Origin of the sequence: Rhodococcus sp. SJ-3, assembly GCF_051918125.1 — a bacterium.
Taxonomy (GTDB): domain Bacteria; phylum Actinomycetota; class Actinomycetes; order Mycobacteriales; family Mycobacteriaceae; genus Rhodococcus.
In genome coordinates this window covers 2,683,111-2,705,705 of record NZ_CM123306.1, presented here as the reverse complement: position 1 = coordinate 2,705,705, position 22,595 = coordinate 2,683,111, and the positions used below count along the sequence as shown (strand labels likewise).

General features: G+C 65.3%; 22 protein-coding genes and 3 tRNA genes. 12 read left to right on the top strand and 13 right to left on the bottom strand.

Going from position 1 to position 22,595, the window contains the following annotated elements; all coding sequences use genetic code 11:
• Nucleotides 1–2 precede the first annotated feature (2 nt).
• The 4 genes from ACTDXD_RS12445 (at nucleotide 3) to ACTDXD_RS12430 (ending at nucleotide 4,017) form a co-directional block, all read left to right on the top strand.
• Nucleotides 3–1,184: an acyl-CoA dehydrogenase family protein gene (locus ACTDXD_RS12445; protein ID WP_440127302.1), complete on the top strand. Its 1,182-nt coding sequence runs from the start codon at nucleotides 3–5 to the stop codon at nucleotides 1,182–1,184.
• 41 nt (nucleotides 1,185–1,225) lie between these two features.
• Nucleotides 1,226–2,131, top strand: a complete 906-nt coding sequence (gene bphC / locus ACTDXD_RS12440) for a biphenyl-2,3-diol 1,2-dioxygenase (protein WP_440127301.1) — start codon at nucleotides 1,226–1,228, stop codon at nucleotides 2,129–2,131.
• 180 nt (nucleotides 2,132–2,311) lie between these two features.
• On the top strand, nucleotides 2,312–3,067 hold the full coding sequence (locus ACTDXD_RS12435; protein WP_440127300.1) for an IclR family transcriptional regulator: 756 nt from the start codon (nucleotides 2,312–2,314) through the stop codon (nucleotides 3,065–3,067).
• The gene (locus ACTDXD_RS12430) at nucleotides 3,064–4,017 is read left to right on the top strand and encodes an alpha/beta hydrolase (protein WP_440127299.1); all 954 of its coding nucleotides are present in this window, start codon (nucleotides 3,064–3,066) and stop codon (nucleotides 4,015–4,017) included. Before ACTDXD_RS12435 ends, ACTDXD_RS12430 begins: the two co-directional genes overlap by 4 nt.
• Here the strand turns inward: ACTDXD_RS12430 and ACTDXD_RS12425 are convergent.
• Entirely contained in the window at nucleotides 3,999–4,688 is a 690-nt protein-coding gene (locus ACTDXD_RS12425) for a PadR family transcriptional regulator (protein ID WP_440127298.1), read from the bottom strand. The genes ACTDXD_RS12430 and ACTDXD_RS12425 overlap by 19 nt on opposite strands.
• A 121-nt stretch (nucleotides 4,689–4,809) precedes the next feature.
• On the opposite strand from ACTDXD_RS12425, the gene ACTDXD_RS12420 reads away from it, so the two are divergent.
• The gene (locus tag ACTDXD_RS12420) at nucleotides 4,810–5,088 is read left to right on the top strand and encodes a hypothetical protein (RefSeq protein ID WP_247273605.1); all 279 of its coding nucleotides are present in this window, start codon (nucleotides 4,810–4,812) and stop codon (nucleotides 5,086–5,088) included.
• 32 nt (nucleotides 5,089–5,120) lie between these two features.
• On the opposite strand, the gene ACTDXD_RS12415 is transcribed toward ACTDXD_RS12420, so the two are convergent.
• The 6 genes from ACTDXD_RS12415 to ACTDXD_RS12390 all read right to left on the bottom strand — a co-directional run bounded on the left by ACTDXD_RS12415 (nucleotide 5,121) and on the right by ACTDXD_RS12390 (nucleotide 9,542).
• Nucleotides 5,121–5,963 carry a mycofactocin-coupled SDR family oxidoreductase gene (locus ACTDXD_RS12415; protein WP_440127631.1) on the bottom strand — a complete coding sequence of 281 codons (843 nt, stop codon included), beginning with the start codon at nucleotides 5,961–5,963 and terminating at the stop codon, nucleotides 5,121–5,123.
• A 17-nt stretch (nucleotides 5,964–5,980) separates the two neighbouring features.
• Entirely contained in the window at nucleotides 5,981–6,775 is a 795-nt protein-coding gene (locus ACTDXD_RS12410; protein WP_440127297.1) for an SDR family oxidoreductase, read from the bottom strand.
• Nucleotides 6,772–8,409: a flavin-containing monooxygenase gene (locus ACTDXD_RS12405; protein WP_440127296.1), complete on the bottom strand. Its 1,638-nt coding sequence runs from the start codon at nucleotides 8,407–8,409 to the stop codon at nucleotides 6,772–6,774. The genes ACTDXD_RS12410 and ACTDXD_RS12405 overlap by 4 nt, the downstream gene beginning before the upstream one ends.
• Before the next feature lie 138 nt (nucleotides 8,410–8,547).
• A tRNA-Arg gene (locus ACTDXD_RS12400) sits at nucleotides 8,548–8,620 on the bottom strand.
• A 43-nt stretch (nucleotides 8,621–8,663) separates the two neighbouring features.
• Nucleotides 8,664–8,755 (bottom strand) — tRNA-Ser (locus ACTDXD_RS12395).
• A 76-nt stretch (nucleotides 8,756–8,831) separates the two neighbouring features.
• Nucleotides 8,832–9,542: a dienelactone hydrolase family protein gene (locus ACTDXD_RS12390; RefSeq protein WP_440127295.1), complete on the bottom strand. Its 711-nt coding sequence runs from the start codon at nucleotides 9,540–9,542 to the stop codon at nucleotides 8,832–8,834.
• 62 nt (nucleotides 9,543–9,604) lie between these two features.
• On the opposite strand from ACTDXD_RS12390, the gene hisC reads away from it, so the two are divergent.
• Nucleotides 9,605–10,684, top strand: coding sequence for a histidinol-phosphate transaminase (gene hisC / locus ACTDXD_RS12385; RefSeq protein ID WP_440127294.1), 1,080 nt, complete (start codon nucleotides 9,605–9,607; stop codon nucleotides 10,682–10,684).
• Between the two features lie 98 nt (nucleotides 10,685–10,782).
• The gene (locus ACTDXD_RS12380; RefSeq protein ID WP_440127293.1) at nucleotides 10,783–12,468 is read left to right on the top strand and encodes a bifunctional metallophosphatase/5'-nucleotidase; all 1,686 of its coding nucleotides are present in this window, start codon (nucleotides 10,783–10,785) and stop codon (nucleotides 12,466–12,468) included.
• Nucleotides 12,469–12,489: 21 nt separating this feature from the next.
• Here the strand turns inward: ACTDXD_RS12380 and ACTDXD_RS12375 are convergent, their stop codons facing one another.
• The 3 genes from ACTDXD_RS12375 to ACTDXD_RS12365 all read right to left on the bottom strand — a co-directional run bounded on the left by ACTDXD_RS12375 (nucleotide 12,490) and on the right by ACTDXD_RS12365 (nucleotide 15,597).
• Nucleotides 12,490–13,461, bottom strand: coding sequence for an alpha/beta hydrolase (locus ACTDXD_RS12375; RefSeq protein WP_440127292.1), 972 nt, complete (start codon nucleotides 13,459–13,461; stop codon nucleotides 12,490–12,492).
• Between the two features lie 145 nt (nucleotides 13,462–13,606).
• Complete coding sequence (locus ACTDXD_RS12370) at nucleotides 13,607–14,278, bottom strand: response regulator transcription factor (RefSeq protein WP_440127291.1); 672 nt, start codon at nucleotides 14,276–14,278, stop codon at nucleotides 13,607–13,609.
• Nucleotides 14,263–15,597, bottom strand: a complete 1,335-nt coding sequence (locus ACTDXD_RS12365) for a sensor histidine kinase (RefSeq protein WP_440127290.1) — start codon at nucleotides 15,595–15,597, stop codon at nucleotides 14,263–14,265. Before ACTDXD_RS12365 ends, ACTDXD_RS12370 begins: the two co-directional genes overlap by 16 nt.
• 133 nt (nucleotides 15,598–15,730) lie before the next feature.
• On the opposite strand from ACTDXD_RS12365, the gene ACTDXD_RS12360 reads away from it, so the two are divergent.
• From ACTDXD_RS12360 to ACTDXD_RS12345, 4 genes are all read left to right on the top strand, one after another.
• Nucleotides 15,731–16,618 (top strand): ABC transporter ATP-binding protein, encoded by an 888-nt coding sequence (locus ACTDXD_RS12360; RefSeq protein WP_440127289.1) that lies wholly within the window; start codon nucleotides 15,731–15,733, stop codon nucleotides 16,616–16,618.
• Entirely contained in the window at nucleotides 16,615–18,162 is a 1,548-nt protein-coding gene (locus ACTDXD_RS12355; RefSeq protein ID WP_440127288.1) for a hypothetical protein, read from the top strand. The genes ACTDXD_RS12360 and ACTDXD_RS12355 overlap by 4 nt, the downstream gene beginning before the upstream one ends.
• On the top strand, nucleotides 18,149–18,793 hold the full coding sequence (locus tag ACTDXD_RS12350) for a hypothetical protein (RefSeq protein WP_440127287.1): 645 nt from the start codon (nucleotides 18,149–18,151) through the stop codon (nucleotides 18,791–18,793). The genes ACTDXD_RS12355 and ACTDXD_RS12350 overlap by 14 nt, the downstream gene beginning before the upstream one ends.
• A gap of 141 nt (nucleotides 18,794–18,934) precedes the next feature.
• On the top strand, nucleotides 18,935–19,426 hold the full coding sequence (locus ACTDXD_RS12345; protein ID WP_440127286.1) for a DUF222 domain-containing protein: 492 nt from the start codon (nucleotides 18,935–18,937) through the stop codon (nucleotides 19,424–19,426).
• Nucleotides 19,427–19,556: 130 nt separating this feature from the next.
• On the opposite strand, the gene ACTDXD_RS12340 is transcribed toward ACTDXD_RS12345, so the two are convergent.
• Together ACTDXD_RS12340 and ACTDXD_RS12335 are read right to left on the bottom strand one after the other, a co-directional pair.
• Nucleotides 19,557–19,644: transfer RNA gene (locus ACTDXD_RS12340), tRNA-Ser, on the bottom strand.
• Nucleotides 19,645–19,671: 27 nt separating this feature from the next.
• The gene (locus ACTDXD_RS12335) at nucleotides 19,672–20,142 is read right to left on the bottom strand and encodes a MarR family winged helix-turn-helix transcriptional regulator (protein WP_346777576.1); all 471 of its coding nucleotides are present in this window, start codon (nucleotides 20,140–20,142) and stop codon (nucleotides 19,672–19,674) included.
• 111 nt (nucleotides 20,143–20,253) lie between these two features.
• Here ACTDXD_RS12335 and ACTDXD_RS12330 point away from each other — a divergent pair, with 111 nt between their 5' ends.
• A complete protein-coding gene (locus tag ACTDXD_RS12330; protein ID WP_440127285.1) occupies nucleotides 20,254–21,240 on the top strand; it encodes an NAD(P)H-quinone oxidoreductase in 987 nt (328 codons plus the stop codon).
• A gap of 2 nt (nucleotides 21,241–21,242) precedes the next feature.
• On the opposite strand, the gene ACTDXD_RS12325 is transcribed toward ACTDXD_RS12330, so the two are convergent.
• A complete protein-coding gene (locus ACTDXD_RS12325; protein WP_440127284.1) occupies nucleotides 21,243–22,442 on the bottom strand; it encodes a cysteine desulfurase-like protein in 1,200 nt (399 codons plus the stop codon).
• Nucleotides 22,443–22,595 lie beyond the last annotated feature (153 nt).

Below are 22,595 nucleotides of genomic sequence, written 5' to 3'. Positions count from 1 at the left end.
CGATGACCTACGAAGTACTGAGCCGCGTCGATGCGATGGCCGACGAATTGTTCACCGAAGGTGAGGAAGCCGAGCGCATCGGGAAGCTCGCCGACGAAACGGCCAAGCGGATGAAGGAAGCCGGCTCGATCAAGATGCTTCAGCCGAAGCAGTACGGCGGCCACGAGGCACATCCTCGTGAATTCGCCGAGACGGTGATGCGCACGGCGTCGCTGAATCCGTCGGCCGGATGGATCCACGGCATCGTCGGCGTCCATCCGTGGCAGCTGGCATTCGCCGATCCGCGCGCACAGGAAGAGGTGTGGGGCGAGGACGACAACACGTGGATGGCGTCGCCGTACATGCCGGGCGGACTGTGCGTACCGGTCGACGGCGGCTACACGTTCTCCGGACGTTGGCAGTTCTCCTCGGGCACCGACCACTGTGACTGGGCGTTCCTCGGTGCTCTGGCCTGCACACCGGACGGCAGGCCCGAAGAACCGATGCGCATGCTCCACGTGATCATCCCGCGCACCGACTACACGATCATCGAGGACTCGTGGGACACCATGGGACTGCGCGGTACGGGGTCCAAGGACGTCGTGGTCGAGAACGCATTCGTTCCGGACTACCGGGTCATGGACTGCGACGAGGTGATCGACGGAACCGCGGTACGCCGATACGGGCGCACCGAGACGCTCTATCTCATGCCGTGGTCGACGATGTTCCCCCTCGGCATCACCTCCGCGACCGTCGGCATCGCCGAAGGGATGGTCCATCACGCCGAGGTGTATCAGGGCGACCGGATCAACGCGCAGGGTACCGCGATCAAGGACGACCCCTACACCCTGTTCGCCATCGCCGAAGCCGTCGCCGACCTGCAGGCCGCCCGCGACACACTGCTGGCGAACGTGGACCGGATGTGGGACCTCGTCGATTCCGGGAAGACACCGACGTTCGCGCAGCGCGCCGAGGGACGGCGCACCCAGGTGCAGGCCGCGTGGCGTGCGGTGAACGCGATCGACAAGATCTACCCCCGCTGCGGCGGCAACGCTCTGCGCATGGACAAGCCCCTGCAGCGTTTCTGGCGCGATGCGCACGCCGGACTGCACCACGCGATCCACGTGCCGAGCACGGTCTTCCACGCGTCGTCGCTCAGTCGCCTCGGTGTCGAACCACAAGGTCCTCTGCGGGCAATGATCTGACCGACCCACTCATACTCATCTCATCGGAAGGGCATTTTTCGATGCCGGATTTGAAAGCTCTGGGCTACGTGAAGGTCCAGACGAACGATATGGACCGCTGGCGAACGTTCGCGTTCGACGTCCTCGGGTTCGCGCCCGGTTCCGGACCCGACCCCGACGCGCTGTATCTGCGGATGGACGAACGCGCCGCACGCATCGTGGTCGTTCCCGGTGACACGGACGAGGTTGTCGCCGTGGGCTGGGAGGTACGTGATCATGCTGCGCTGCAACGCGTGACCGAGAAACTCGAACTGGCCGGTGTCGCCGTCAAGCGGTTGTCTCTCGAGGAGGCCGACGCTCGGCGCGTGGAGGAGGTGATCACGTTCCAGGATCCGAGCGGTGCGGTCCTCGAGGTGTTCCATGGCGCTGTTCTCGATCATTCGCCGGTGGTCACACCGTTCGGCGCACGTTTCGTCACCGGAACGCAAGGGCTCGGCCATGCGGTACTGCCGGTCACGGATCCGGACGCGTCATTCGAGTTCTACACGGAGACCCTCGGCTTCCTGCCCCGCGGCGCCTTCCGTCTGCCCACTCCGCCGGAGGTCGGGCCGATGAGGATCCGGTTCCTCGGCATCAACGAGCGGCATCACAGTCTCGCGTTGTGCCCCGCCGCGCACGGGGGCGCGCCGGGTCTGATCCACGTGATGGTGGAGGTGGATTCACTCGACGCCGTCGGCCAGGCGCTCGACCGTGTCGTGAAGGACGGGTTCTCCGTTTCGTCGACTCTCGGCAGGCACACGAACGACAAGATGGTCTCGTTCTACACCCGCGCACCCGGCGGCTGGGACATCGAGTTCGGTACCGAGGGGATGAAGGTCGACGAGGCGCACTACAGCTCGGAAGAGATCACCGCCGACAGCTATTGGGGTCACGACTGGTCGGGCAGCGAGCCGCTGGCGGCGATGTAGGCGGATCCCGCACCGGGAGGTGTCGTCGGGCCCCGCGGTTCCCACCGGAACCGCGGGGCCTGCATGTTTGTGACCGAATTCACGAATACCCTTCCCTTCGCGCAACGAATGTGCCACTATTTCGATTAGAAATTGCCACGTCAAGCTACACATTCGCTTGGTGATCGCAAGGGAGCATCCGTGACCGTTCAAAGCTCGCACCCGCCCGTGCCCACAGCAACCCTCGACCGACTGTCCTCGGTCCTCGACGCCTTCGACGGACCCGGACGGTTGACCCTCTCGGGCGTCGTCCGCCGCACCGGGCTACCGCGCTCGTCGGCGCACCGCATGCTCGACCAACTCGTCAGAATGCGCTGGCTGCGACGCGACGGGCGTGACTACGAACTCGGCATGCGGCTGATCGAACTCGGATCGATCGCGCTCGACCAGGACCGAGTGCACCGCGCAGCCGTCCCCGTCCTGCACGAACTGCATCGGATGACCGGCTGCGTCGTCCATCTCGCCGTACTCGACGACACCGACATCGTCTATCTCGAGAAGATCGGTGGACGCCTCGCCGGGTCGGTACCCACCAGGGTCGGGGGCCGCCGGCCGGCACGGCACACCGCGGCGGGCAAGGCGATGCTCGCCGCCACCGCACTCGACGACGCCGATCTCGTACGAGTACGAGAATCGGGCTTCGCCTTCGAGAAGGAAGAATCGCTGCGCGGATTCGGCTGTGTCGCAGCGTCGATCGGACCGGAACACGATCCTGTTGCGGCCATCTCGGTGTGCGGTCCGGTACGTTCGATGCCGTTCGATCATCGCCTCGCCAACCCTGTGCGTGCCGCCGCCACCCGAATCTGGCGCGACTACCAGGACCAACTCGTCGGTGTCTCCCCCGTCCTCGGCCGGAACCGGGCGTGGAGTACGCACCGGGTCATGGAGCCGGCATGACCGACGCCCCGCACACGTCCCCCTCACCGCCGGTCCGCGCGATGCTCGACACACTGAATGCGAATTTTCCCGCAGTGCACACCATGACCGGCCCGGCCGCCCGCGCAGCGGTGGCCGCACGCCGCGCACCGAATCCGTCGCCCCAGCCTGTCGGCCGCATCGAGGACCACCGAATCGGCTCCGGAGTACGAGTGCGTGTCTACGTGCCCGACACGTCCGCACCCGCCCCGCTGATCGTATTCGCGCACGGCGGCGGGTTCGTGTTCTGCGATCTCGACTCGCACGACGGGATCTGCCGGGCAATGTGCAATGCCACCGCCTCCGTCGTGGTCTCGGTCGAGTATCGGCTCGCCCCGGAGCATCGCGCCCCTACGGCCGCAGAAGATGTGTATCTCGCGCTCGAATGGGCCCACGACCGTGCACCACAATTCGGCGCCGATCCGGCGCGGCTGGCAGTCGCGGGCGACAGCGCAGGCGGAAACCTCGCCGCGGTGGTGGCCCTAGCAGCACGAGACCGCGGCGGGCCACATCTGCGCGCACAAGCACTGCTGTATCCGGTGATCGACGACGACTTCGGCACCGACAGCTATCGACGCTACGCCGACGGTTACTACAACACGCGCGCGGCAATGCAGTGGTACTGGCAGCAATACGCACCAGGCGGCGCACTCACAGCGGACGTGTCACCGATGCGCGCAGATACGCTCACCGGCCTCCCCCAGGCCATGATGGTCACAGCGGGCCTCGACCCGTTGCACGACGAAGGGGTCGCCTACGCGCAGCGGCTACGCTCGGATTCCGTTCCGGTGCGGCACTTGGATTTTCCAGGACTGTTCCACGGATTCCTGTCGTTTCCGTCGCTCGCTGAAAGCACCGCGGCCGCCGACGCCGTCTGGGCGGCATTCCGGAAGCTTCTCACCCCGGCCCCTTCTCATTCGCTCCCGCGCTGAAGTCCGATCACGATCTCCTCGACACTGCGCCACGATCCCGGGTCGAGCGGCACTATGCTGCCCGATCCGGTGAGGCGGGCCTGCTCGAACTCTCTTGCTGCCTGGTCGATCTCACCGAAAAGAGTACGCGACAGTTCGATCTCCGCATCGAAGTAGCGGACCGCCCACTGCAAGCTCATGCGGGGAAATGCCCACGCCGGCTCGCGTGACGAATGCTCGGCGTGCAGTGCTGCGCGATCGCGCAGTTCTTCCATGTTGTCGATGTGAGCTCGGACAAGCTCTTTGAGATGTTCGGGGTCGTTGAGGTGACCCAACCACATTCGGAGCATCACGCCGTGCTTGAGGACCGGGATTTCCACCGGGGCGCTACGCGACCATGCCCCGACCGCGTCTTTGCCCGCTGCCGTGACGCTGTACACCCGGCGTCCGCGCACACCTGCCTCCGCGACCGCGCGCGACTCCACGAGCCCCATGTTCTCCAGCTTCTTGAGCTCGCCGTACACCTGACTGACCGACGGGCTCCAATAGAAGAAGCCGATGCTCCAATCCGCCCACTTCTTCAGATCGTTGCCCGACAGCTCCTCACCGAACGAGAGCATGCCGAGCACAGCCCAGCTCGTCGCAGGTAGCGACGGATACGAAGGCTCGACATATTCCGGGTGATCCGACATCCATCCGAGCCTAACAACCGCCGAGCGAACCGGAGGACCTCATCGACCGCTGAGCGAACACGTCCGCTGGGCGGGAGAAAGGGGGTCACACCGAACCACTCTGTCCGTACCGTGACCAGGCATGATGGAACGACCTGATCATATGGAACCCGTGTCGTGCGGCTGCGGCACCACCGTGTTCGTCGAAAAGTTCAGTGCAGCCCATACGAGCGTGCAGTGGCCCGCACGCACGGTGTGCCCTCAGCTCGTCCACGAGCAGACGCCCGGTGGCTGGAACCCGACCTGCCCGTCGCTGCGGCGCGCGATCGACGACGCCTGCGAATCCGGTCGTATCGGTGAGACACTGCGCCACGATCCGCCACCGGTCCGCTTCAGCCGCGTCGACGCCGGAGACCACTGACCACCGGCCCGGCATCGATGTAGGTCATGTGCTCAGCGTTGAGTGCTGCCGGCATCGACGGGCAGCGCCACCGCCGTGATGTAGCGGGCCTCATCCGAAGCGAGGAACAGAGCAGCGTTGGCCACGTCGACCGGATCGATCCACGGCACGTCGAGAAGGTTCATGGTGCGTGCAGCCTCGGCGAACTCTTTCCTGCTCGGCTCTGTTGTGTCCGGGCAGAACTTCGCCCGCACAGCCGGATTCTGGATCATCAGGGTGTCGACATTTGTCGGGTGCACTGTGTTCACCCGAACTCCATGCGGTGCAAGTTCTTTTGCGAGCGATCGCATGAGACCGACCACACCGTGCTTCGCTGCGGTGTAGTGGGCGACGCCCACCAGACCCCGAAGACCCGCGATCGAGCTCGTCAGCACCATCGCCCCACCGCCGCGCGCAATGAGGTGCTCGGCGGTCACTGCGCACGTGATCCACACCCCGGTCAGATTCACGTCGAGCATAGTGCGCCACTGCTCTTCGGACAGCTCGACGGCAGGCGCGGACGACGTGATACCCGCTGTTGCGCACACGATGTCGAGCCCGCCCCATTCGGAGACCGCTTCGTCGACCGCAGCGGCCATACCGTCGCGATCTCGCACGTCCACCACCGCGGTCCGTACTCTCGCGCCGCAGGCACGAACCATCTCGGCGGTCTCGGAGAGGTCGTCCACGCTCGCCGGCGGAGTCACGACCGACTCCACTGCGCCGCACAGGTCCAGCGCGATCACGTCCGCGCCTTCCTCGGCGAACCGCACCGCTTGCGCCCGCCCGATTCCTCGGGCCGCGCCCGTGACGAGCGCGACCCTACCCTGCACCCTGCCCGCATTACGTTTCTGCACACTCGGTTTCGTCACGTTCACACCTTCTCCGTCAGACCTGCATCGACCGGGAGGCACGTGCCGGTCATGTAGCGGGATTCATCCGACACGAGGAACACCACGGCGTTGCTCACGTCCACCGGATCCACCCACGGGACGGGCAGGATGTTCCGTGCGGCGAGGACTGCCGCGGCGTCGGTCTCCGTCGGGTCGGCGATGTCCGGGCACAGCCGCGCGAACACCCGCGGATCGATGATCATCGGCGTGCGTACCGACCCCGGTTGCACCGTATTCACCCGGATACCCCGGCCACCGAGTTCGTTCGCGAGGGTGCGGGCAAGTCCGATCACGGCATGCTTGGCGGCACTGTACGGCGCGGCCGTCGCGATCGCTCTGGAACCCGCAGTGGACGCGATGATCACCACCGCCCCTCCGTCGGCCAGGTGCGGCTCGGCGGCCGACACGGTGTTCCACACGCCGGTGAGGTTGACATCGAGTGCCCGCTGCCAGTCATCGGTGGCGATCGTCCACGCCGGACCGGGCGTGTCGTAGACGCCGGCATTGGCAACCACGGCGGTCAGCGGACCGAGAGCCGCCGACGCCGACGCCATCGCCTCGGCCATCGCCGCCCGGTCGCGCACGTCCACAGTGGCAGTCACGCATCGCTGTCCGGTGCGCACAACAGCCTCGGCGACCGAATCGATGTCGGTGCCGGCAAGATCGAGTGCCACGATGTCTGCGCCCTCCTGCGCCATCCGGACGCAGTGACTCGTCCCCATGCCGCCGGCTGCACCCGTCACCGCAACGACGGCGCCGTCCAGACGCCCCGTCATTCGGTCACCGCCGCAACGATGTCGAAGTTCCGACTCCCGACAAGGTCGAATCCGTCGTACCCAGTTTCTGCGACGCGCGCACAAATCTCCCGGTAGGAAGCGAATCCACCGATGAACAACATGAAACCGCGGGGCTTGCCGGGAATGTTCGCTCCCGTGTACCAGGAGTCCGCGCGTGGGAACAGCGTCCGGTCGGCGCGCTCGGCCAGTTCGGCCTGCCACCGGTCGACAGCATCGGCACGCGCTTCCAGACCACGGTGGCCGTTGATGTCGACGTGGGCTATGGCGTCGGCGATCCAGTCGATGTGGTCCTCGGCTCCGAGGATCATATTCGCAAGCACACTCGGGCTGCCCGGCCCGGTGACGAGGAACAGGTTGGGGAAACCGTCGACGCCCAGCCCGAGATAGGTCCGTGGGCCGCCCTGCCAATGCTCGCGCAGCTTCCGGTCGCCGCGCCCGCGGATATCGATCCGGTCGAGTGTGCCGGTGAGGGCGTCGAAGCCGGTCGCGTAGACGAGAGCATCCAGATCGTGATGCGTCTCGGTGGTACGAACCCCGGTGCCCGTGATCTCGGTGATCGGCGTCTTGCGTAGATCCACGAGAGAGACGTTGTCGCGGTTGAAAGTCGTGTAGTAGCCCGAATCGGTGACAATCCGTTTGGTACCGATCGGATGATCCTTCGGGATCAGACGATCGGCGACCTCCGGGTCGTCGACCATCGCGCGGATCTTCCCCTCGACGAACGCCCTGGCGGTGTCGTTGGCTTCCAGGTTCGAAGTCTGGTCGGGGAAGGTCTTCGCGAACAGGACACCACCCATGTTCCAGCGCTGCTCGTAGGCGGCACGACGTTCCTCCTCGCCGACTTCGAGTGCGCCCTTCGGGTGCGGATGGAATGGGGACCCGCCTCCGCTGAGCCGCGACAACCTGCGCCGCTCCGCGTACCCCGCCTTGTGCTCACGCCGCTGCTCATCGGTCAACGGTGCATTGCCCGCGGGCACCGAGTAATTGGCGGTGCGCTGGAACACGGTCAGATGTTCCGCGTGCTCAGCGATCACAGGAACCGACTGGATTCCCGACGAACCGGTGCCGATCACTCCCACCCGCATGCCGCTGAAGTCGACACCCTCGTGCGGCCAGGCGGCAGTGTGGAACACAGAGCCCGCGAATCGGTCACTGCCGGGGATCGCTGGAGTGTTCGCAGTCGAGAGGCTTCCTGTCGCAAAGACACAGAACCGGGCGCGCACCCGCTCACCGCTGTCGGTGCTCACCTCCCACACGACGCTGTCCTCGTCGTACACGGCCGACACCACACGCGTACCGAACGTGAACGCGGAACGCAGATCGAAACGGTCGGCGACGTGGTTCAGATAGCGCAGGATCTCGGGCTGGGTCGCGTACTTCTCACTCCAGTCCCAGTCCTGCTGCAGTTCGTCCGAGAACGAGAACGAGTAGTCGACGCTCTCGACGTCGCACCGCGCGCCCGGGTACCGGTTGAAGAACCACGTGCCACCGACGTCGTCCCCTGCCTCGAAACCGCGGACCGAGAGCCCGTCGCGGTTGAATCGGTGTACCGCATACATCCCGGCGACACCAGCGCCGACCACGACGACGTCCACATCTGCTGGTTGTGTCATGGCCGCGACGGTAGAGACCCCATCAATCGGTCGGATACGGGTTCTCCCGCTGGGCGGTCCATTCACGGCGGGAAGGTGTCGAGCCCCCACCGACGAAGAAAATCCCCACCAGCGTTACTGCTGGTGGGGATTTCTGTGTGCGCCCGAAGGGATTCGAACCCCTAACCTTCTGATCCGTAGTCAGATGCTCTATCCGTTGAGCTACGGGCGCATGCGTATTCAGTTTTTCTATCGACGGTGACGCTACACCATCGTGGCGGAGGCGAGAGGATTTGAACCTCCGGTCCCCTGTAAGGGGGACAACTCATTAGCAGTGAGTCCCATTCGGCCGCTCTGGCACGCCTCCTTGCGGGGTTTCGATTCTCTCGAACCGCCGGGGCAAAACATTACACAACCACTCCACAGAAAAGCAAAACGCCTGATCAGCGGAGGTTGCTGTCGAACCAGTCGAAGATTCTGCGCCTCGCGTCGACGATCGCGGCCTCGCGCGGATCCTCGTCCGGATCGACGCCGGAATGCACGACCGGTGGTTCGTCGGGACGGTGCTCGAGACCCTCGTAGCTCACCACGAGCGTCGGCGCATCCGATTTGCTCGCGGATTCACTGAGTTGCTCGACCTCACCGCCGGGAGTGTTCGGGTCGTCGGTGCCGTACAGACCGAGCCACGGGGCACGCAACGAACGCACCAGATCGACAAGTGGGGGGACGACCGGGCGCAGCGACCGGACGATACCCGGAGCGGCGACACTGACGACCGCACCGACAGGCCGCGTGGTTCCGACCCACGTCGCCACAGTGCCCGCCTCGTCGAAGCCGAGGAGGCCCACCGTGTCCATCCGGATTCCGGCATCGGCGATCCATGCGAACGTGGCGTCGGCGTTGACACGGCCTGCCTCGGCGAACAGAGCCGCCTCATCGGAGCCTGGTCCCCGGCTGTGAAGGTCGGGTGCCACGATCAACCAGCGTTCGTCGGCGAGAGCCTGCATGAAGTCGAGAAGTTCCGGCGAGAACACGCGCGCGCGATGCAGCAGCACGATGCAGCCCCGGGGGGTCACGTCCGGACGAACGACGGTGAGCGGCAACTCCCCCGCGTCCCCTGCCAACGGTGCAGCATCCTTGCTGATTTCCGGCATGGTGTCCACGATGACATGACCATCCGAGTCGCGCACGCAAACTTCGGGAGCATAATCGGCTGGTGACTCCGCGTACCCGCCCCGACCTTGCATCGATCCCTGCCTACGTTCCCGGGCGCACCGTTCCGAACGCGGTGAAGCTCGCCAGCAACGAGACGACCCTGGGTCCGCTACCCAGTGTTCGCGACGCGATCCTGGAAGCAGCAGCCACCGTCAACCGGTATCCCGACAATGGCTCCGCCGAGCTGATCGCGGCGCTCGCGGCACGTCTCGACCTGCCCGCCGACCGTATCGCTGCGGGGTGCGGATCGGTGAGCCTGTGCCAGGAGCTCGTGCAGATCACCTGCAACGACGGTGACGAAGTCATCTACTCGTGGCGATCGTTCGAGGCCTACCCCGTGGTCTGTGCCGTCGCGGGCGCAACGGCGGTGCCGGTACCGAACACCCCCGACCACGGCCACGACCTGAAGGCCATGCTCGCGGCGATCACCGACCGCACGCGGCTGATCTTCGTGTGCAATCCGAACAACCCGACGGGTTCGTGCCTCGGGAAGGACGAGTTGGAACAGTTCCTCGACGCCGTCCCGTCCCACATCGTCGTGGCCCTCGACGAGGCGTATTTCGAGTACATGCGCGCCGCCCCCGGCGAGGATCTCCCGGACGGAATCCCGCTCGCTGCGGGGCGCCGCAACGTGGTGGTGTTGCGGACCTTCTCGAAGGCCTACGGCCTGGCCGGCCTCCGGGTCGGCTACGCCGTCGCCGATCCGGAAATCATCGTCGCGATGAGCAAGGTCCACACAACCTTCTCCGTGAACTCACTCGCCCAGAAAGCCGCGATCGCATCGCTCGAGGCAGCGGGCGAACTGCTCGCACGCACCGACGGTGTCGTCTCCGAACGGGAACGCGTGCGCGCTGCCCTGATCGAGGCCGGCTACGTGGTACCGCCCAGCGAGGCGAACTTCGTATGGCTTCCGCTCGGCGAGAAATCGGCGACGTTCTCGGCTGCCGCCGCTGAGGCCGGTGTGATCCTGCGCAACTTCGCAGGGGAAGGCGCCCGGATCTCGATCGGCGATCCACACGAGAACGACCTGTTCGTGGCCTATGCAACCGGCGCGGGCCGGGAAATCGCGGGCGTCGCCTGATCTTGGCGAGACCCAACCGTTACCGCTGGGTATCGGACGCGTTATTCGCCGCTGTCAGACTCGACCGGTTGCAATGACCGGCGAGTACGGAGGAACGGATGGGTGGACGCGCTGCACTGCGACGTGCCCTGTCCATCGCCGCGGCACTCTCCGCCGTGGCCTCTGCCACAATCGGGCATGCAGGAGCGCTACCCCCCGACGCGGTTCCGCTGCGTCTGATCACCTTCGGTGACCTCCACGGCAACCTGCTGCCGCCGCAAGGCCCGCAGAGCGAAGTGGTTCGCTCGGACGGCCAGTCGGTACCCGCAGGCGGCGCCGCCTATCTCGCCTCATATGTCGACCAGCTCCGCGGACAGGCCGACGATTCGGTGCTGTATGCAGTGGGCGACTCCTGGGGTTCGTCGCCGATCGAATCGGCGATGTTCCACGACGAACCGACAATCGAATTCCTCAACGATCTCGATGTCACGGCCGCAGCGCTCGGCAACCACGAGTTCGACAACGGGTTCACGGAGTTGCAACGACTACGCGACGGCGGATGTCACCCCGAAGACGGCTGCCGGTTCAGCGAGTCCTACGAGGGCGCGAACTTTCCCTTCCTCGGCGCCAACGTCACGACCGCCGACGGCGCGCCGGCTGCACTGCCCTTCGATGTCAGCTATGTAGACGGAATTCCTGTTGGTGCGATCGGGGTCCTACCCCGCAACACTCCGGAATACATTCGCAGCGATTCGATCGAGAATCTGCATTTCGGCGACGAGATCGAGGCGGTGAACCGCACTGCCGACACTCTCGACGCACTCGGGATCCGTTCCATCATCCTGTTGTACAAGGGCGATATCGCCGCAGGCAGCGACGCCGATCCGTGCAGCCTCGACAACGGACGCGCCAAGGAGGTCACCACCACCGTCTCGTCGCATGTCGATCTCATTGTCACCTCCGACGGCGAGGGACAGTTCAACTGCAGCTATCCCGATCCGTCCGGACAGCAACGCACAGTGCTGCAGGGCGCCTCGCGAGGGCGGATCCTCTCTGTCGCAGATATCATGATCGACCGGGCGACCCGCGACGTCGTGCGCGACCGGACGGTCGCGTTCAACCAGGTGATCACCCACGACATCACGCCCGATCCGCGCACCGAAGATTTCATTGCCAAGGTGGCCGACAGGTCGTCCGACACGGCCGCCCAGGAAGTCGGGCACATCGCAGCGGACATCACCCGCGACCGATCGCCCAGCGGTGAATCGTCACTCGGAAACCTCGTCGCAGACGCCCAACTCGCAGCGACCGCGCCGCTCGGAGCGCAGATCGCCTTGACCAACCCTGGCGGACTCCGCGGCGACCTGTACTTCGACGACGACGGCGCCGTCACCTACGGCGAGGCCTACGGAGTTCAGCCGTTCGGGAATTTCCTCCAGATTCTCGAGATGACCGGCGCTCAGCTCACCGCGGTTCTCGAACAGCAGTTCCAGACAGACATCACCGGCGCTGCCCTGGAGCGGATCCTGGCACCGTCGCACAATCTGCGCTACACCCTCGACAGGTCGGCTGCCCCAGGACAGCGAGTCCGCGACATCACTGTCTCGGGTGCGCCTCTCGACCTCGGAGCCACCTATTCCGTTGCAGTCAACGACTATCTCGCCGGTGGCAGCGACGGATTCTCTGTATTCACCGAAGCCCGGTCGCGTGTCGGGGCAGGCGAGGAACTCACTGCTCTTACCACGTTCCTGTCGGATCCTGCCCCGAGCCGCCCCCCGGCCCGCGACCGCATACGCCTCCATTGACGTCCCGCGGACGCCTCGACGTCAGAGCCCGAGCGCATCCGCGAGGGTGGGCCATGCCGTCTTGATGTCTTCTTCCCAATACGCCCACGAGTGCGTGCCCCACGGTCGATACACGACGGTCGCAGGAATGTGCAGCTCGCGAAGTCTGCGGTCGAAGGTGAGGGTGCAGATGAACGCCCCCATCTCGAGAGGGACACCGGTCGACATCGGCTCGTCGGCGGCCGCGAAATCATGGGGACCCAGCAGTCCGTTGCCGGTGCTGATGAACACTTCTTTGCCGCGCAGCTGTCCAGCGTGCACGTACGGGTCGTGCGCAGCCCAATCCGGGTCGTCCGGCGGACCCCACATGTTGTCAGGGTTTCCACCCTTGTAGACGACCGTGGCGCGCACCGAGTTTCGGGTCGAGTCCTGCTGGGTGTCGAGGCAGCCACTCAACGCCGCCACTCCCTCGTACAAATCCGGATTGCGGGTGATCAGCATCATCGCTGCAGTCGCGCCCATCGACAGCCCGGCAACCGCGTTGGTTCCGTTGCCGTTGAATCGCGCATCGATGATCGGGGGGAGTTCCTCGGTGAGGAAAGTTTCCCACCGGTTGACCCCGAGAATCGGGTCCGGTTGCTTCCAATCGGTGTAGTAACTGCCCGTACCCCCCACCGGCAGCACCACGTTCACATTCTTGTCCGCAACGAAATCGACGATGTCGGTTTCCTGCGTCCAGGTGCTTTCGCGGTAATCGGATTCTTCACCTGCGCTGACGCCGTCGAGAAGATACAGAGTCGGGCGGGGCCCGTCCCACGCCGGATGCAGCACCTGAACCTGGACGATCCGGCCCATCGAGGGCGAGAAGACGAACAGCGCCGTGCGGCTGTCGGTGATGTGCTCGGTGTGATCGATCACCGCCGCCTGAGACGACGGCTGAGCGTGCCCGACCGCAGGACCGGACAGTGGTAGCAACAACGCCACGGCAAGCGCAGCGATGAACCTCTTGTGCATACAGCTCCTCGTCCCCCGACGACCGGAGTTCGATCTCAACCCGTCCAGCATGTCCGGGTCAAGTCAACTGGAAGCGACCCTAGTCGTCGGCGCCGTACACCGTGCGAATTCCGACCATCTCGGACGATTCGGACGTCGCAGCGCCTCAGTCGAGCTCATCTCGACGCAGATACGCGAGGACCGCCAGCACGCGGCGATTCGTGTCGTCGGTCGGCGGCAACGCCAATTTGCCGAAGATGTTGCCGACATGCTTGCCGACGGCCGATTCCGTGATGAACAGCTCAGCGGCGATGGCCGCGTTCGAATGCCCCTCTGCGATCGAGGCGAGCACCTCCCGCTCGCGCGGCGACAACTGCGCCAACGGATCTCGTCGGCGACGAAACAACTGCTGTACGACCATGGGATCGATCACCGTGCCGCCGGACACCACTTGACGCAAGGTGGAGACGAACTCCTCGACATCGACGACACGGTCCTTCAGGAGATAGCCGACGCGCCCTCCGTCTGCCCCGAGAAGCTCATCGGCGTAGCTCAGTTCGACGTACTGGCTGAGAGCGACCACAGCCAGTCCGGGATAGCTGCGTCGCAATTCCACTGCCGCGCGCAAACCTTCATCGGTGAATCCCGGCGGCATCCGCACATCGGTCACAACCAGGTCGGGGCGATTCTCGGCCACAGCCGATTTCAGCGTGACAGCGTCCGGGACCGAGGCCACCACATCGAATCCGAATCGCTCGAGCATCGCGGCGAGACTTTCGCGCAGCAGTGCGCCATCCTCCGCGAGGATCACTCGCACGACGGTCAGCTCTCGATCCACGGCAACTCCACACGGACGACGGTAGGCCCGCCTCGCGGGCTGGACAGCAGCATTCTGCCGTCGATCGCCGCGACCCGGTCGGCCAGCCCCGTCAGACCACTGCCCCGTTCCGGATCCGCACCGCCGCAGCCGTCGTCCACAACCTCGACGACAAGCAGATCCCCGGCGCGCCGGGCAGTCACCCCGACGGCCGTCGCATCCGCATGTTTGGCGATGTTGTTGAGCGCTTCGACCACCACGAAATAGGCTGCGACCTCGACGTCCGGCGCCGGGCGTGGCGAAACCTCCGCGGTGACGGAGACCGGGACGCCGAAGTCCTCGGTCAGTTCACGCAGGGCGTCGGGTAGACCGCGGTCGGTGAGCACCCTGGGATGGATTCCCCGGATGAGTTGCCGCAGTTCTGCCATCAATCTCTTCGCCTGGTCGTGTGCCTGCGACACACTCTTCGCGGCGGCGGAACCCGGTGGAAGGTCGAGTTTGGCCATACCCAACTGCAGGGTGAGATTGACGAGCAACGACTGCGCGCCGTCATGCAGATCCCTCTCGATCCTGCGACGCTCCGCTTCGAAAGCATCGACCAGTCGGGCCCGGGACCGAGACACCTCGACAAGCCGAGCGCGGAGCGCGTCCGGGTCGTCGCCGCACAACAACGACCGGGCGAGCGCACCGTGCAGTCCCGCGATCAGAGCAATCACATACGGGACCGCCGGCAGCAGAAGCAGACCTGCGATCGCGTAGGGGACAGCCTGATCGACCGAGGTGATCTGGCTGAAGCCGAGCGCCACCGCCTCTTCACCGTCACCCACCACCAGGGGACTGACCACCATCACGACGATGAGTCCGACGATCACCGCGGCCAGCAGCAACAACGCGGGAATCAATGTGAGCAGCAGGACTGTGTAGCCGAGCTCCCTCCATGTCGCGGCCTCGGTGTAGCGGGTGCGCACCCACGGCCACAGACCCGCGGCGGGAGGAGCGCGGTGCGCCGAGAGTGCCCGATCGCTGCTCACCAGACGCAGCCGCATACGTTCCAGAGTCGCCAGCGGTATCGCTACCAGCGGGCCGAGCCCGAACACCAGCACCACGCCGAGAACACCGAGGAGCAACACCCTGCCGAGCGGTTGCGGATACATGCCGTCGCCCGCCCACACGATCAGGACCAACCACGGTACGCAGAACGCCGCGAACGGCAGCGCCACCGCACACACCACCGGGACACCGGTCAGCAGATAACTCAGCGACCGCCATGGCCACCCCGACAGCAGGAAGCGCCGCCGTGTGATCGCGGTGAGTACCGTGGTCGGTTCATCGGAGGACACACGAGTGAGCCTATCGACGCGGCCGGTGTTTCGGGATGACGCCAAGTGCAGCCGAATGGTGGTGCTGGCACCACCTTCGATCGGCCATGTGGACCCAGTGACTGCACCCCCTGCCGAATGGTCGGCTGTAGTCATGCAATTGGACCTGAACAATGTGACCAAAGCCTATCGAGGTAAGCAGGCGATCACCGACGTCAGCATGCGGATCGGGCCTGGAGTTCTCGGCCTCCTCGGACCCAACGGAGCAGGCAAGTCGTCGCTGATGCGCATTCTCTCCACGCTCACCCGGCCGACTGCAGGCACCGTCACGTGGAACGGCACCGACATCGTCGCTCGGCCGGAACCGCTCCGACGCGTCCTCGGTTACCTCCCACAGGATTTCGGAGTCTATCCGAATCTCAGTGCCCGAGAGTTCCTCCGGTATCTCGCCGCAGTCAAGGGACTGAGCACGCGGTCTGCGAAGGAGCGGGTCGACGAACTCCTCGAACTCGTCAACCTGACCGACGCCCGATCGCGACCGGTGGGCAAATTCTCCGGCGGTATGCGACAGCGCGTCGGCATCGCGCAGGCACTGCTCGGCGACCCTGAACTCCTCGTCGTGGACGAGCCCACGGTCGGGCTGGATCCTGAGGAACGCATGCGTTTTCGTAACCTCCTTGCCGATCTGGCGGCCGACCGGATCGTCATCCTGTCCACCCACATCGTGTCGGATATCGAGGCGATCGCCGACGACATTGCAATCCTCACCGCCGGCGAACTACGTCGGCGCGGCACCCCTGAAGAACTCCTCCGCTCCGCGAACGGTCTGGTGTGGGAAGCCGTCGTACCCATCGATGCCGTAGCCGACATCCGGCTGCGTGCGACGATCACCCGCACCGTCCGAACATCACAGGGCGTGCGTGTTCGTGCGGTCGCACATACCCCTCCGGTTCCGAGCGCGTGTCCTGTCGAACCCGACCTCGAAGACGCGTACGTCAGTGCGGTCCATACCCCGACAGCACCTGCCGGGGTGACACGATGACCCGCGCGGCTGCTGCCGTCGCGATGGCAGATTTCCGGGATCGTGCGCGGCGCCCCGCGTTCCTGGTGACGGTCCTCGGTGCCGTCGCCCTCGGGTATGTTGCCGTCCCGCCCGCCACCGCCACGTACGCGATGGTCAAAGTCGGGTCGTTCCGAGGCGTATACGACAGCGCATACATCGGAATGATGCTCGCCATGATCGGCAGCCTGTGGCTGCCACTGTTCGGGTTCTACGTCGTCCGTAGCGGCATCACGCGCGACGTCGTCACCGGCGTGGGCGAAACGCTTGCTGTCTCTCCGCTGCGTACGCCGATGTATCTGTTGGGAAAGTACCTCAGCAACCTGCTGGTGCTGGCAGCGATGGCTGCCGCACTCGCCTTCATCGCACCGGTGATGCAGCTCCTCCGTGGGGAATCCACAGGCCTCGACATGACGGCGCTCTGGCTTCCGATCGCGGCGTTCTGCCTTCCCGTTCTGACCGTGGCCGCAGCAGCCGCCGTTGTCTTCGAGACGATTCCGTTCTTGCGAGGAGGGGCGGGAAACATCCTGTGGTTCTTCGTCTATCCGTCGATGTTTCTCGCCGGCATTCCGCTGGTCTACGGTTCGATCACCGCGGGGTTCCAAGCCGACCTGGCGATGCAGTACCCCGGTGCGGATGACGAGATCTCGATCGGGCTCACCGCGGAACCCGGTGCGCTCGGACAGTTCACGTGGTCCGGCATGGACTTCGACCCGGCTCTCGTCGCAGCCGGTGTGGGATTGATTGCGATATCGACGCTCGTCGCGGTCGCGCCGTCGTTCTGGTTCAGCCGGTTCGATCCGTCACGACTGCAGATCTCCTTGCCGAAAGCTTCCACCCAGCCACTCGATCCGATTCCGGAACCGACTGCAGCGCCGTCATTTTCACAGACCGTACATGGACTCTCCCCGGCCGAGCACGGACACGCGTTCCTGGGGCTGCTGATCGGCGAGGTACGTATCCATCTCGGCAGCGTGTCGCGGTGGTGGTGGCTCACGCTCGCGATCGTGACCGCCACAGCCCTCGCGGTTCCCGCTGATCGCGTCGGCACCGCTCTGCTCTTCGCATGGTTGCTGCCGGTACTGCTGTGGTCGCGACTCGGCACACTCACACACGAACAGGGCGTCGATCCCCTTGTGGAGTGCGGTGTCTCGTCGCGCATCCGTCTCATCGCCGAGTGGGGTGCAGGTGTGCTCATTGCGGTCGTCGCCGGTGCGGGCCCCCTGGCGAAGATGCTCCTCGCACTGGACTCGGCCGGCGTAGCCGCGTGGGTTGCGGGCGCCGCGCTGATTCCTGCCCTTGCACTGCTGATCGGGTCGATCGGACGGGGCGCACGTGTATTCCAGGCGGTCTACCTGGTGATCTGGTACGCCGTACTCAACGGGGTCGCCGCCGTCGACGTCATGGGCGCGCTCCGCACCGACGGGTCACTCAGTGGCCCGTCCCCACTGTTCTCACTCGGTATCAGCGCAGTGTTGATCGCCGCTTCCCTACTCGTTCTGGAGGTTCGTCATGCCCGTCGTTGAAAACCTGACCCGGAAGTCCTTTCTGCCCGCCGGGGTTGCAGCACTGACACTCTCGGCTCTTGTACTCGCCGGATGCACCGCCGGTTCGACGAGTCAGGAACAGCTGAGTGACAGCTACAGCGGCGCGATCGCCTCCGTCACACTCGAGCTCGATGATGCAGGCGCGAAGCAACTCGGTGTCACCACCGCGTCGCTGAGCGCACAGGTGATCGGCTCCGACCGTGACGACATCGAGGTCCGGCGCACCCTCGAGTTCACCGACGGCGACAAGCCTGATGAGACGATCGACACCGATTCGTCGGGTCTGACGATCAGCGCGCGGTGCCCCGACAGGTTCGCCGTGGGTAGCCCCACCTGCGTCGCCCGCTACGAGATTGTCGTCCCCTACGGCACCGTCGTCCACGGCAGCTCCAAGTTCGGCGACCTGGCGGTGACCGATACCCGTGCGGCCGTCGCCCTCGAATCCCGATACGGCGACGTCATGCTGGCCGCAGGGCCCGGCAGCTACGCGGTGGACGCCGTATCTGCGACGGGACCGACCACAGTCGAGATACCGCAGGACCCCAGCGGAATCCCGATACGGATGCGATCCGGAGACGGTGCCGTCACCGCCACAACGCAGGTCGGATGACGTTGTACTTTCGAACAGACGATCGAGTTTCTATTGTCATTCGAAAATGTATTCCATATAGTTCGATCATGGGTGGGGAACTCTGGAGACTCAACGACACACAACTGATGGCCGAGACACTCGCCATCTCCGCCGAAATCCATGCCCCTGCAAGTGCAGCGGGTGGACCTGATCATCGCGATGGTCGAACGCGACACCGTGAAAGAACACGGCCACCGCAGCCCCGCACACTGGCTCGCCGCAGCCACACACCTCGAAATCGGCGAATGCCAGCGCATCATCTCGCTCGCGCAACTCCTGCGACTCGAACCCGAAGTCCGCGCCGCCTACTCGGCAGGCGCACTCGACGCCGAGAAAGCCCGGCAGATCGCCTACTTCTGCCAGCACTACCCCACAACCATGAACCCCTGCGACTTCACCAAAGCCCGCACCATCCTGCTCGACCACGCCAGCCAGAACATCGCCACCAAAGCCACCGTGCGGGCACTGATCCACCGACTCGAACACCTCTTCGGCACCGGCGACGGCCCACCACCGGGCGAAGACACCGACCGCAACGCACTGTTCGTCTCCACCACCCTCCACGGACGCATCGTGATCAAAGCCGACCTCGACGCAGTCACCGGCGCGTAGTTCGGCAACAGAACACAAAGACAGCCACCGTCACCAGGGCACCCGTGTGCCCCGGAAGCGGTGGCTGTCAGGCCTGCGGAACGGATTGCGTAGGATATGGCCCCGACCTGCAGGCATCAGGTCGGGGCCTTGGCGGAAGCGGAGGGATTTGAACCCCCGGTCGCTCTCACGACGCTCGCTTTCAAGGCGAGTGCATTCGGCCGCTCTGCCACGCTTCCGTGCCAAATCCTAACTGCATCCCCGAACTACTTTTCAGCGAGGGCCCCGTCCACGCGCGCAAAAATCCGGGCAAGGGTCTTCAGCTCGCTCTTGCTCAGCAGATCGATGAGGTTGGTACGCACGTCATCGACGTGGGTGGGAGCGGCTTCCGCGAGGCGACGACGACCTTCATCGGTGACGGTGGCGAGCACGCCGCGACCGTCGTCCGGGCACGAGCTCCGCACGACCATCCCGTCGGTCTCCATACGCCGGATCTGATGGGTGAGGCGACTGCGGGACGACAGCACACCGTCGGCGAGTTCACTCATGCGCAGGGAACCCTCGGGAGCTTCGGTCAGCATGACGAGGATCCGGTATTCGGCAAGAGACAACCCGTGCTGGTCATGCAGGTTCCGATTGAGCACTTCCATCAACCGGCTATTGCCGTCCATATACCGTCGCCAGGCGTTCTGCTCCTCCGCGGTCAGCCAGTTCGGTGTGTCATGTTCGCCGGTCACGCGGGAAGTGTAATCACGTGCCTACCCGAGAAGTTACCGCCAGGTACTCCGCGGAGAGCATGTTCGCGAGTCATTGCCCTATCTCGAGCCCGTCACGATAACGTCGTCGGCATGCACGCAATCGTCGCCACCGAACCCGGTGGGCCCGAGGTTCTCCAGTGGATCGAACAGCCGGACCCGGAGCTCGGTCCCGGCCAGGTTCTTCTCGATGTCGCCGCCACCGCGGTCAACCGAGCCGACCTGCTGCAGCGTCGGGGTCTGTATCCGCCACCGCCCGGGGCCAGTGAGATCCTCGGACTCGAATGTTCCGGTGTGATCGCCGAGCTGGGCGAGGGTGTCTCCGGGTGGAAGATCGGCGATCGCGTCTGCGCGCTGCTCACCGGCGGTGGGTACGCGGAACAGGTTGTGGTTCCCGCCTCGCAGCTGCTTCCGGTACCTATCGGCATGGACCTCGCTGCGGCAGCATCTCTGCCCGAGGTCGCGTGCACGGTGTGGTCGAACGTCGTCATGAGCGCCGGCCTGACCCGCGGAGATGTCCTGCTCGTGCACGGCGGCGGCGGCGGTATCGGTACGCATGCCATCCAGGTCGGTAAGGCCCTTGGCGCAACGGTGGCCGTCACGGCGTCCGCAGGCAAACTCGATCGCTGCCGTGAACTCGGTGCAGACCTGGCGATCGACTACCGTGCCCAGGATTTCGTCGCCGAAGTGAAGAAGGCCTACGGCGGCGCGAACGTGGTGCTCGACAACATGGGCGCGGCGTACCTGTCGCGCAATATCGACGTCCTGGCCCCCGATGGCACGCTCGTGGTGATCGGGATGCAGGGCGGCACCAAGGGCGAATTGAATCTCGGCAAGCTGCTCGCCAAGCGTGGACACGTCGTTGCAACGGGGTTGCGCGGCCGACCGGATACCGGGAAATCGGGTAAGAGCGCGATCGTCGCAGCGGTCCGTGAACATCTCTGGCCGCTGGTTGCCGAAGGCAAGGTCCAACCCATCGTGCACGCCGAGCTCCCCATCGCGGAAGCCGCCAAGGCCCACGAACTCCTCGACTCCCCGGAAACAGTGGGCAAGGTGGTACTCGAGATCGACCGTAGGTGAGCTCAGAGGTTGCGGAGTTCGCGGACGAGCTGGTCGATCTCGAACGCCGTGGTGTAGGGCGCGAGGCCGACGCTGACAGCGCCGCCCTCGTCGCTCACACCCAGTGAGTCGAGCAACCGGCTCGTCCCGCGAGTGCTTGCGACAGTCGCGATGCGGCGATCGGCCAGGTGCGCAGCCACCTTGTCGGCGGGCACACCGTCGATCGTGAAGCTGATCGTGGGCACCCGACTCGACGCACGTCCGAGCACCACGACACCGGTGAGACTGTCGAGCTGGCGCAGAAGCCGCTCGAAGAGCCTGTCCTGGTAGTGCTGCATCGAACTGATGGAAATCTCGAGCCGTTCCCGTCGGGTACCGGTGGCTTCGTCGTCGAGCGAGGACAGGAAATCGATCGACGTGGTGACGCCCGCGAGCAGCGCGTATTGATGGCCCCCGACTTCGAGCCGTTCCGGTCCTCGGGCCTGCGGGTCGAGTGACATAGCCGGGACCCGGTCGAGGTGCGCAGCGTCGGCGAAGACCAACGCGCCGATCTGGGGTCCGCCCCAGGCGGCCGCGTCGACGGTGACGATGTCGGCGCCGAGATCGGCCATGTCGAGGTGGGCGTACGGTGCGGCACCTGCGGCATCGACGACCATGAGGCCGCCCACGTCGTGGACCAGGTCGGCCACCGCCCGGACGTCGGGCGCCGAGCCGACGATCGACGAGGCCGCCGACAAAGCGACCAGACGCGTCGTCGGGGTGATCAGTTCCTCGTACTGCCAGGCCGGCATGTCGCATGTCTCGATCTCGACCTCGGCCCACCGCACCTGCGCGCCGTAACGGCTCGCCACCCGCAGCCACGGCGCCACGTTCGCCTCATCATCGAGACGCGACAGCACCATGCCGGTACCGAGCCCGAGTCGCGGGCTCAGCGATTCGGCCAGCCAGGCGAGCAGCACGGCGCGACTCGGTCCGAGGACCACGGCGGCAGGATCGCCGCCCACAACGTCGGCGATCGCGGTGCGTGCCGCGTCGAGAATCCCTGCGCTTCGACGGTTCGAGACATGCCGGCCCGCCGCCGATCCTGCAGCATTTCGGAAGGCTGTCGACACGGTGCGCGACACCGCGTCAGGGATCTGCATGCCTGCCTGAGGATCGAGGTGGATCCAACCGTCGCCGAGCGAGGGGATCAACCCCCGAATCCGGGCAACGTCGTAAGCCATGGCAGACACTCTAAATCTTGGAGTCAACCGGCGGTTGTTCGCTCCCCGGGCAACGCTCGACCGGTCGGTACGCTCGAACGGGGAAATCGCGGACATTCCACGCACAGATCGGGCCGATGACCCAGCGCTCGCCCGGAAAGGCCAGAATTGACC

Coding starts and splice junctions, on each gene's coding strand:
- ACTDXD_RS12445 (WP_440127302.1), top strand. CDS start 3: ATGACCTACGAAGTACTGAGCCGCGTCGATGCGATGGCCGACGAATTG.
- bphC (WP_440127301.1), top strand. CDS start 1,226: ATGCCGGATTTGAAAGCTCTGGGCTACGTGAAGGTCCAGACGAACGAT.
- ACTDXD_RS12430 (WP_440127299.1), top strand. CDS start 3,064: ATGACCGACGCCCCGCACACGTCCCCCTCACCGCCGGTCCGCGCGATG.
- ACTDXD_RS12425 (WP_440127298.1), bottom strand. CDS start 4,688: ATGTCGGATCACCCGGAATATGTCGAGCCTTCGTATCCGTCGCTACCT.
- ACTDXD_RS12420 (WP_247273605.1), top strand. CDS start 4,810: ATGATGGAACGACCTGATCATATGGAACCCGTGTCGTGCGGCTGCGGC.
- ACTDXD_RS12410 (WP_440127297.1), bottom strand. CDS start 6,775: ATGACGGGGCGTCTGGACGGCGCCGTCGTTGCGGTGACGGGTGCAGCC.
- ACTDXD_RS12405 (WP_440127296.1), bottom strand. CDS start 8,409: ATGACACAACCAGCAGATGTGGACGTCGTCGTGGTCGGCGCTGGTGTC.
- ACTDXD_RS12390 (WP_440127295.1), bottom strand. CDS start 9,542: ATGCCGGAAATCAGCAAGGATGCTGCACCGTTGGCAGGGGACGCGGGG.
- ACTDXD_RS12380 (WP_440127293.1), top strand. CDS start 10,783: ATGGGTGGACGCGCTGCACTGCGACGTGCCCTGTCCATCGCCGCGGCA.
- ACTDXD_RS12375 (WP_440127292.1), bottom strand. CDS start 13,461: ATGCACAAGAGGTTCATCGCTGCGCTTGCCGTGGCGTTGTTGCTACCA.
- ACTDXD_RS12360 (WP_440127289.1), top strand. CDS start 15,731: ATGCAATTGGACCTGAACAATGTGACCAAAGCCTATCGAGGTAAGCAG.
- ACTDXD_RS12355 (WP_440127288.1), top strand. CDS start 16,615: ATGACCCGCGCGGCTGCTGCCGTCGCGATGGCAGATTTCCGGGATCGT.
- ACTDXD_RS12350 (WP_440127287.1), top strand. CDS start 18,149: ATGCCCGTCGTTGAAAACCTGACCCGGAAGTCCTTTCTGCCCGCCGGG.
- ACTDXD_RS12345 (WP_440127286.1), top strand. CDS start 18,935: ATGCCCCTGCAAGTGCAGCGGGTGGACCTGATCATCGCGATGGTCGAA.
- ACTDXD_RS12330 (WP_440127285.1), top strand. CDS start 20,254: ATGCACGCAATCGTCGCCACCGAACCCGGTGGGCCCGAGGTTCTCCAG.
- ACTDXD_RS12325 (WP_440127284.1), bottom strand. CDS start 22,442: ATGGCTTACGACGTTGCCCGGATTCGGGGGTTGATCCCCTCGCTCGGC.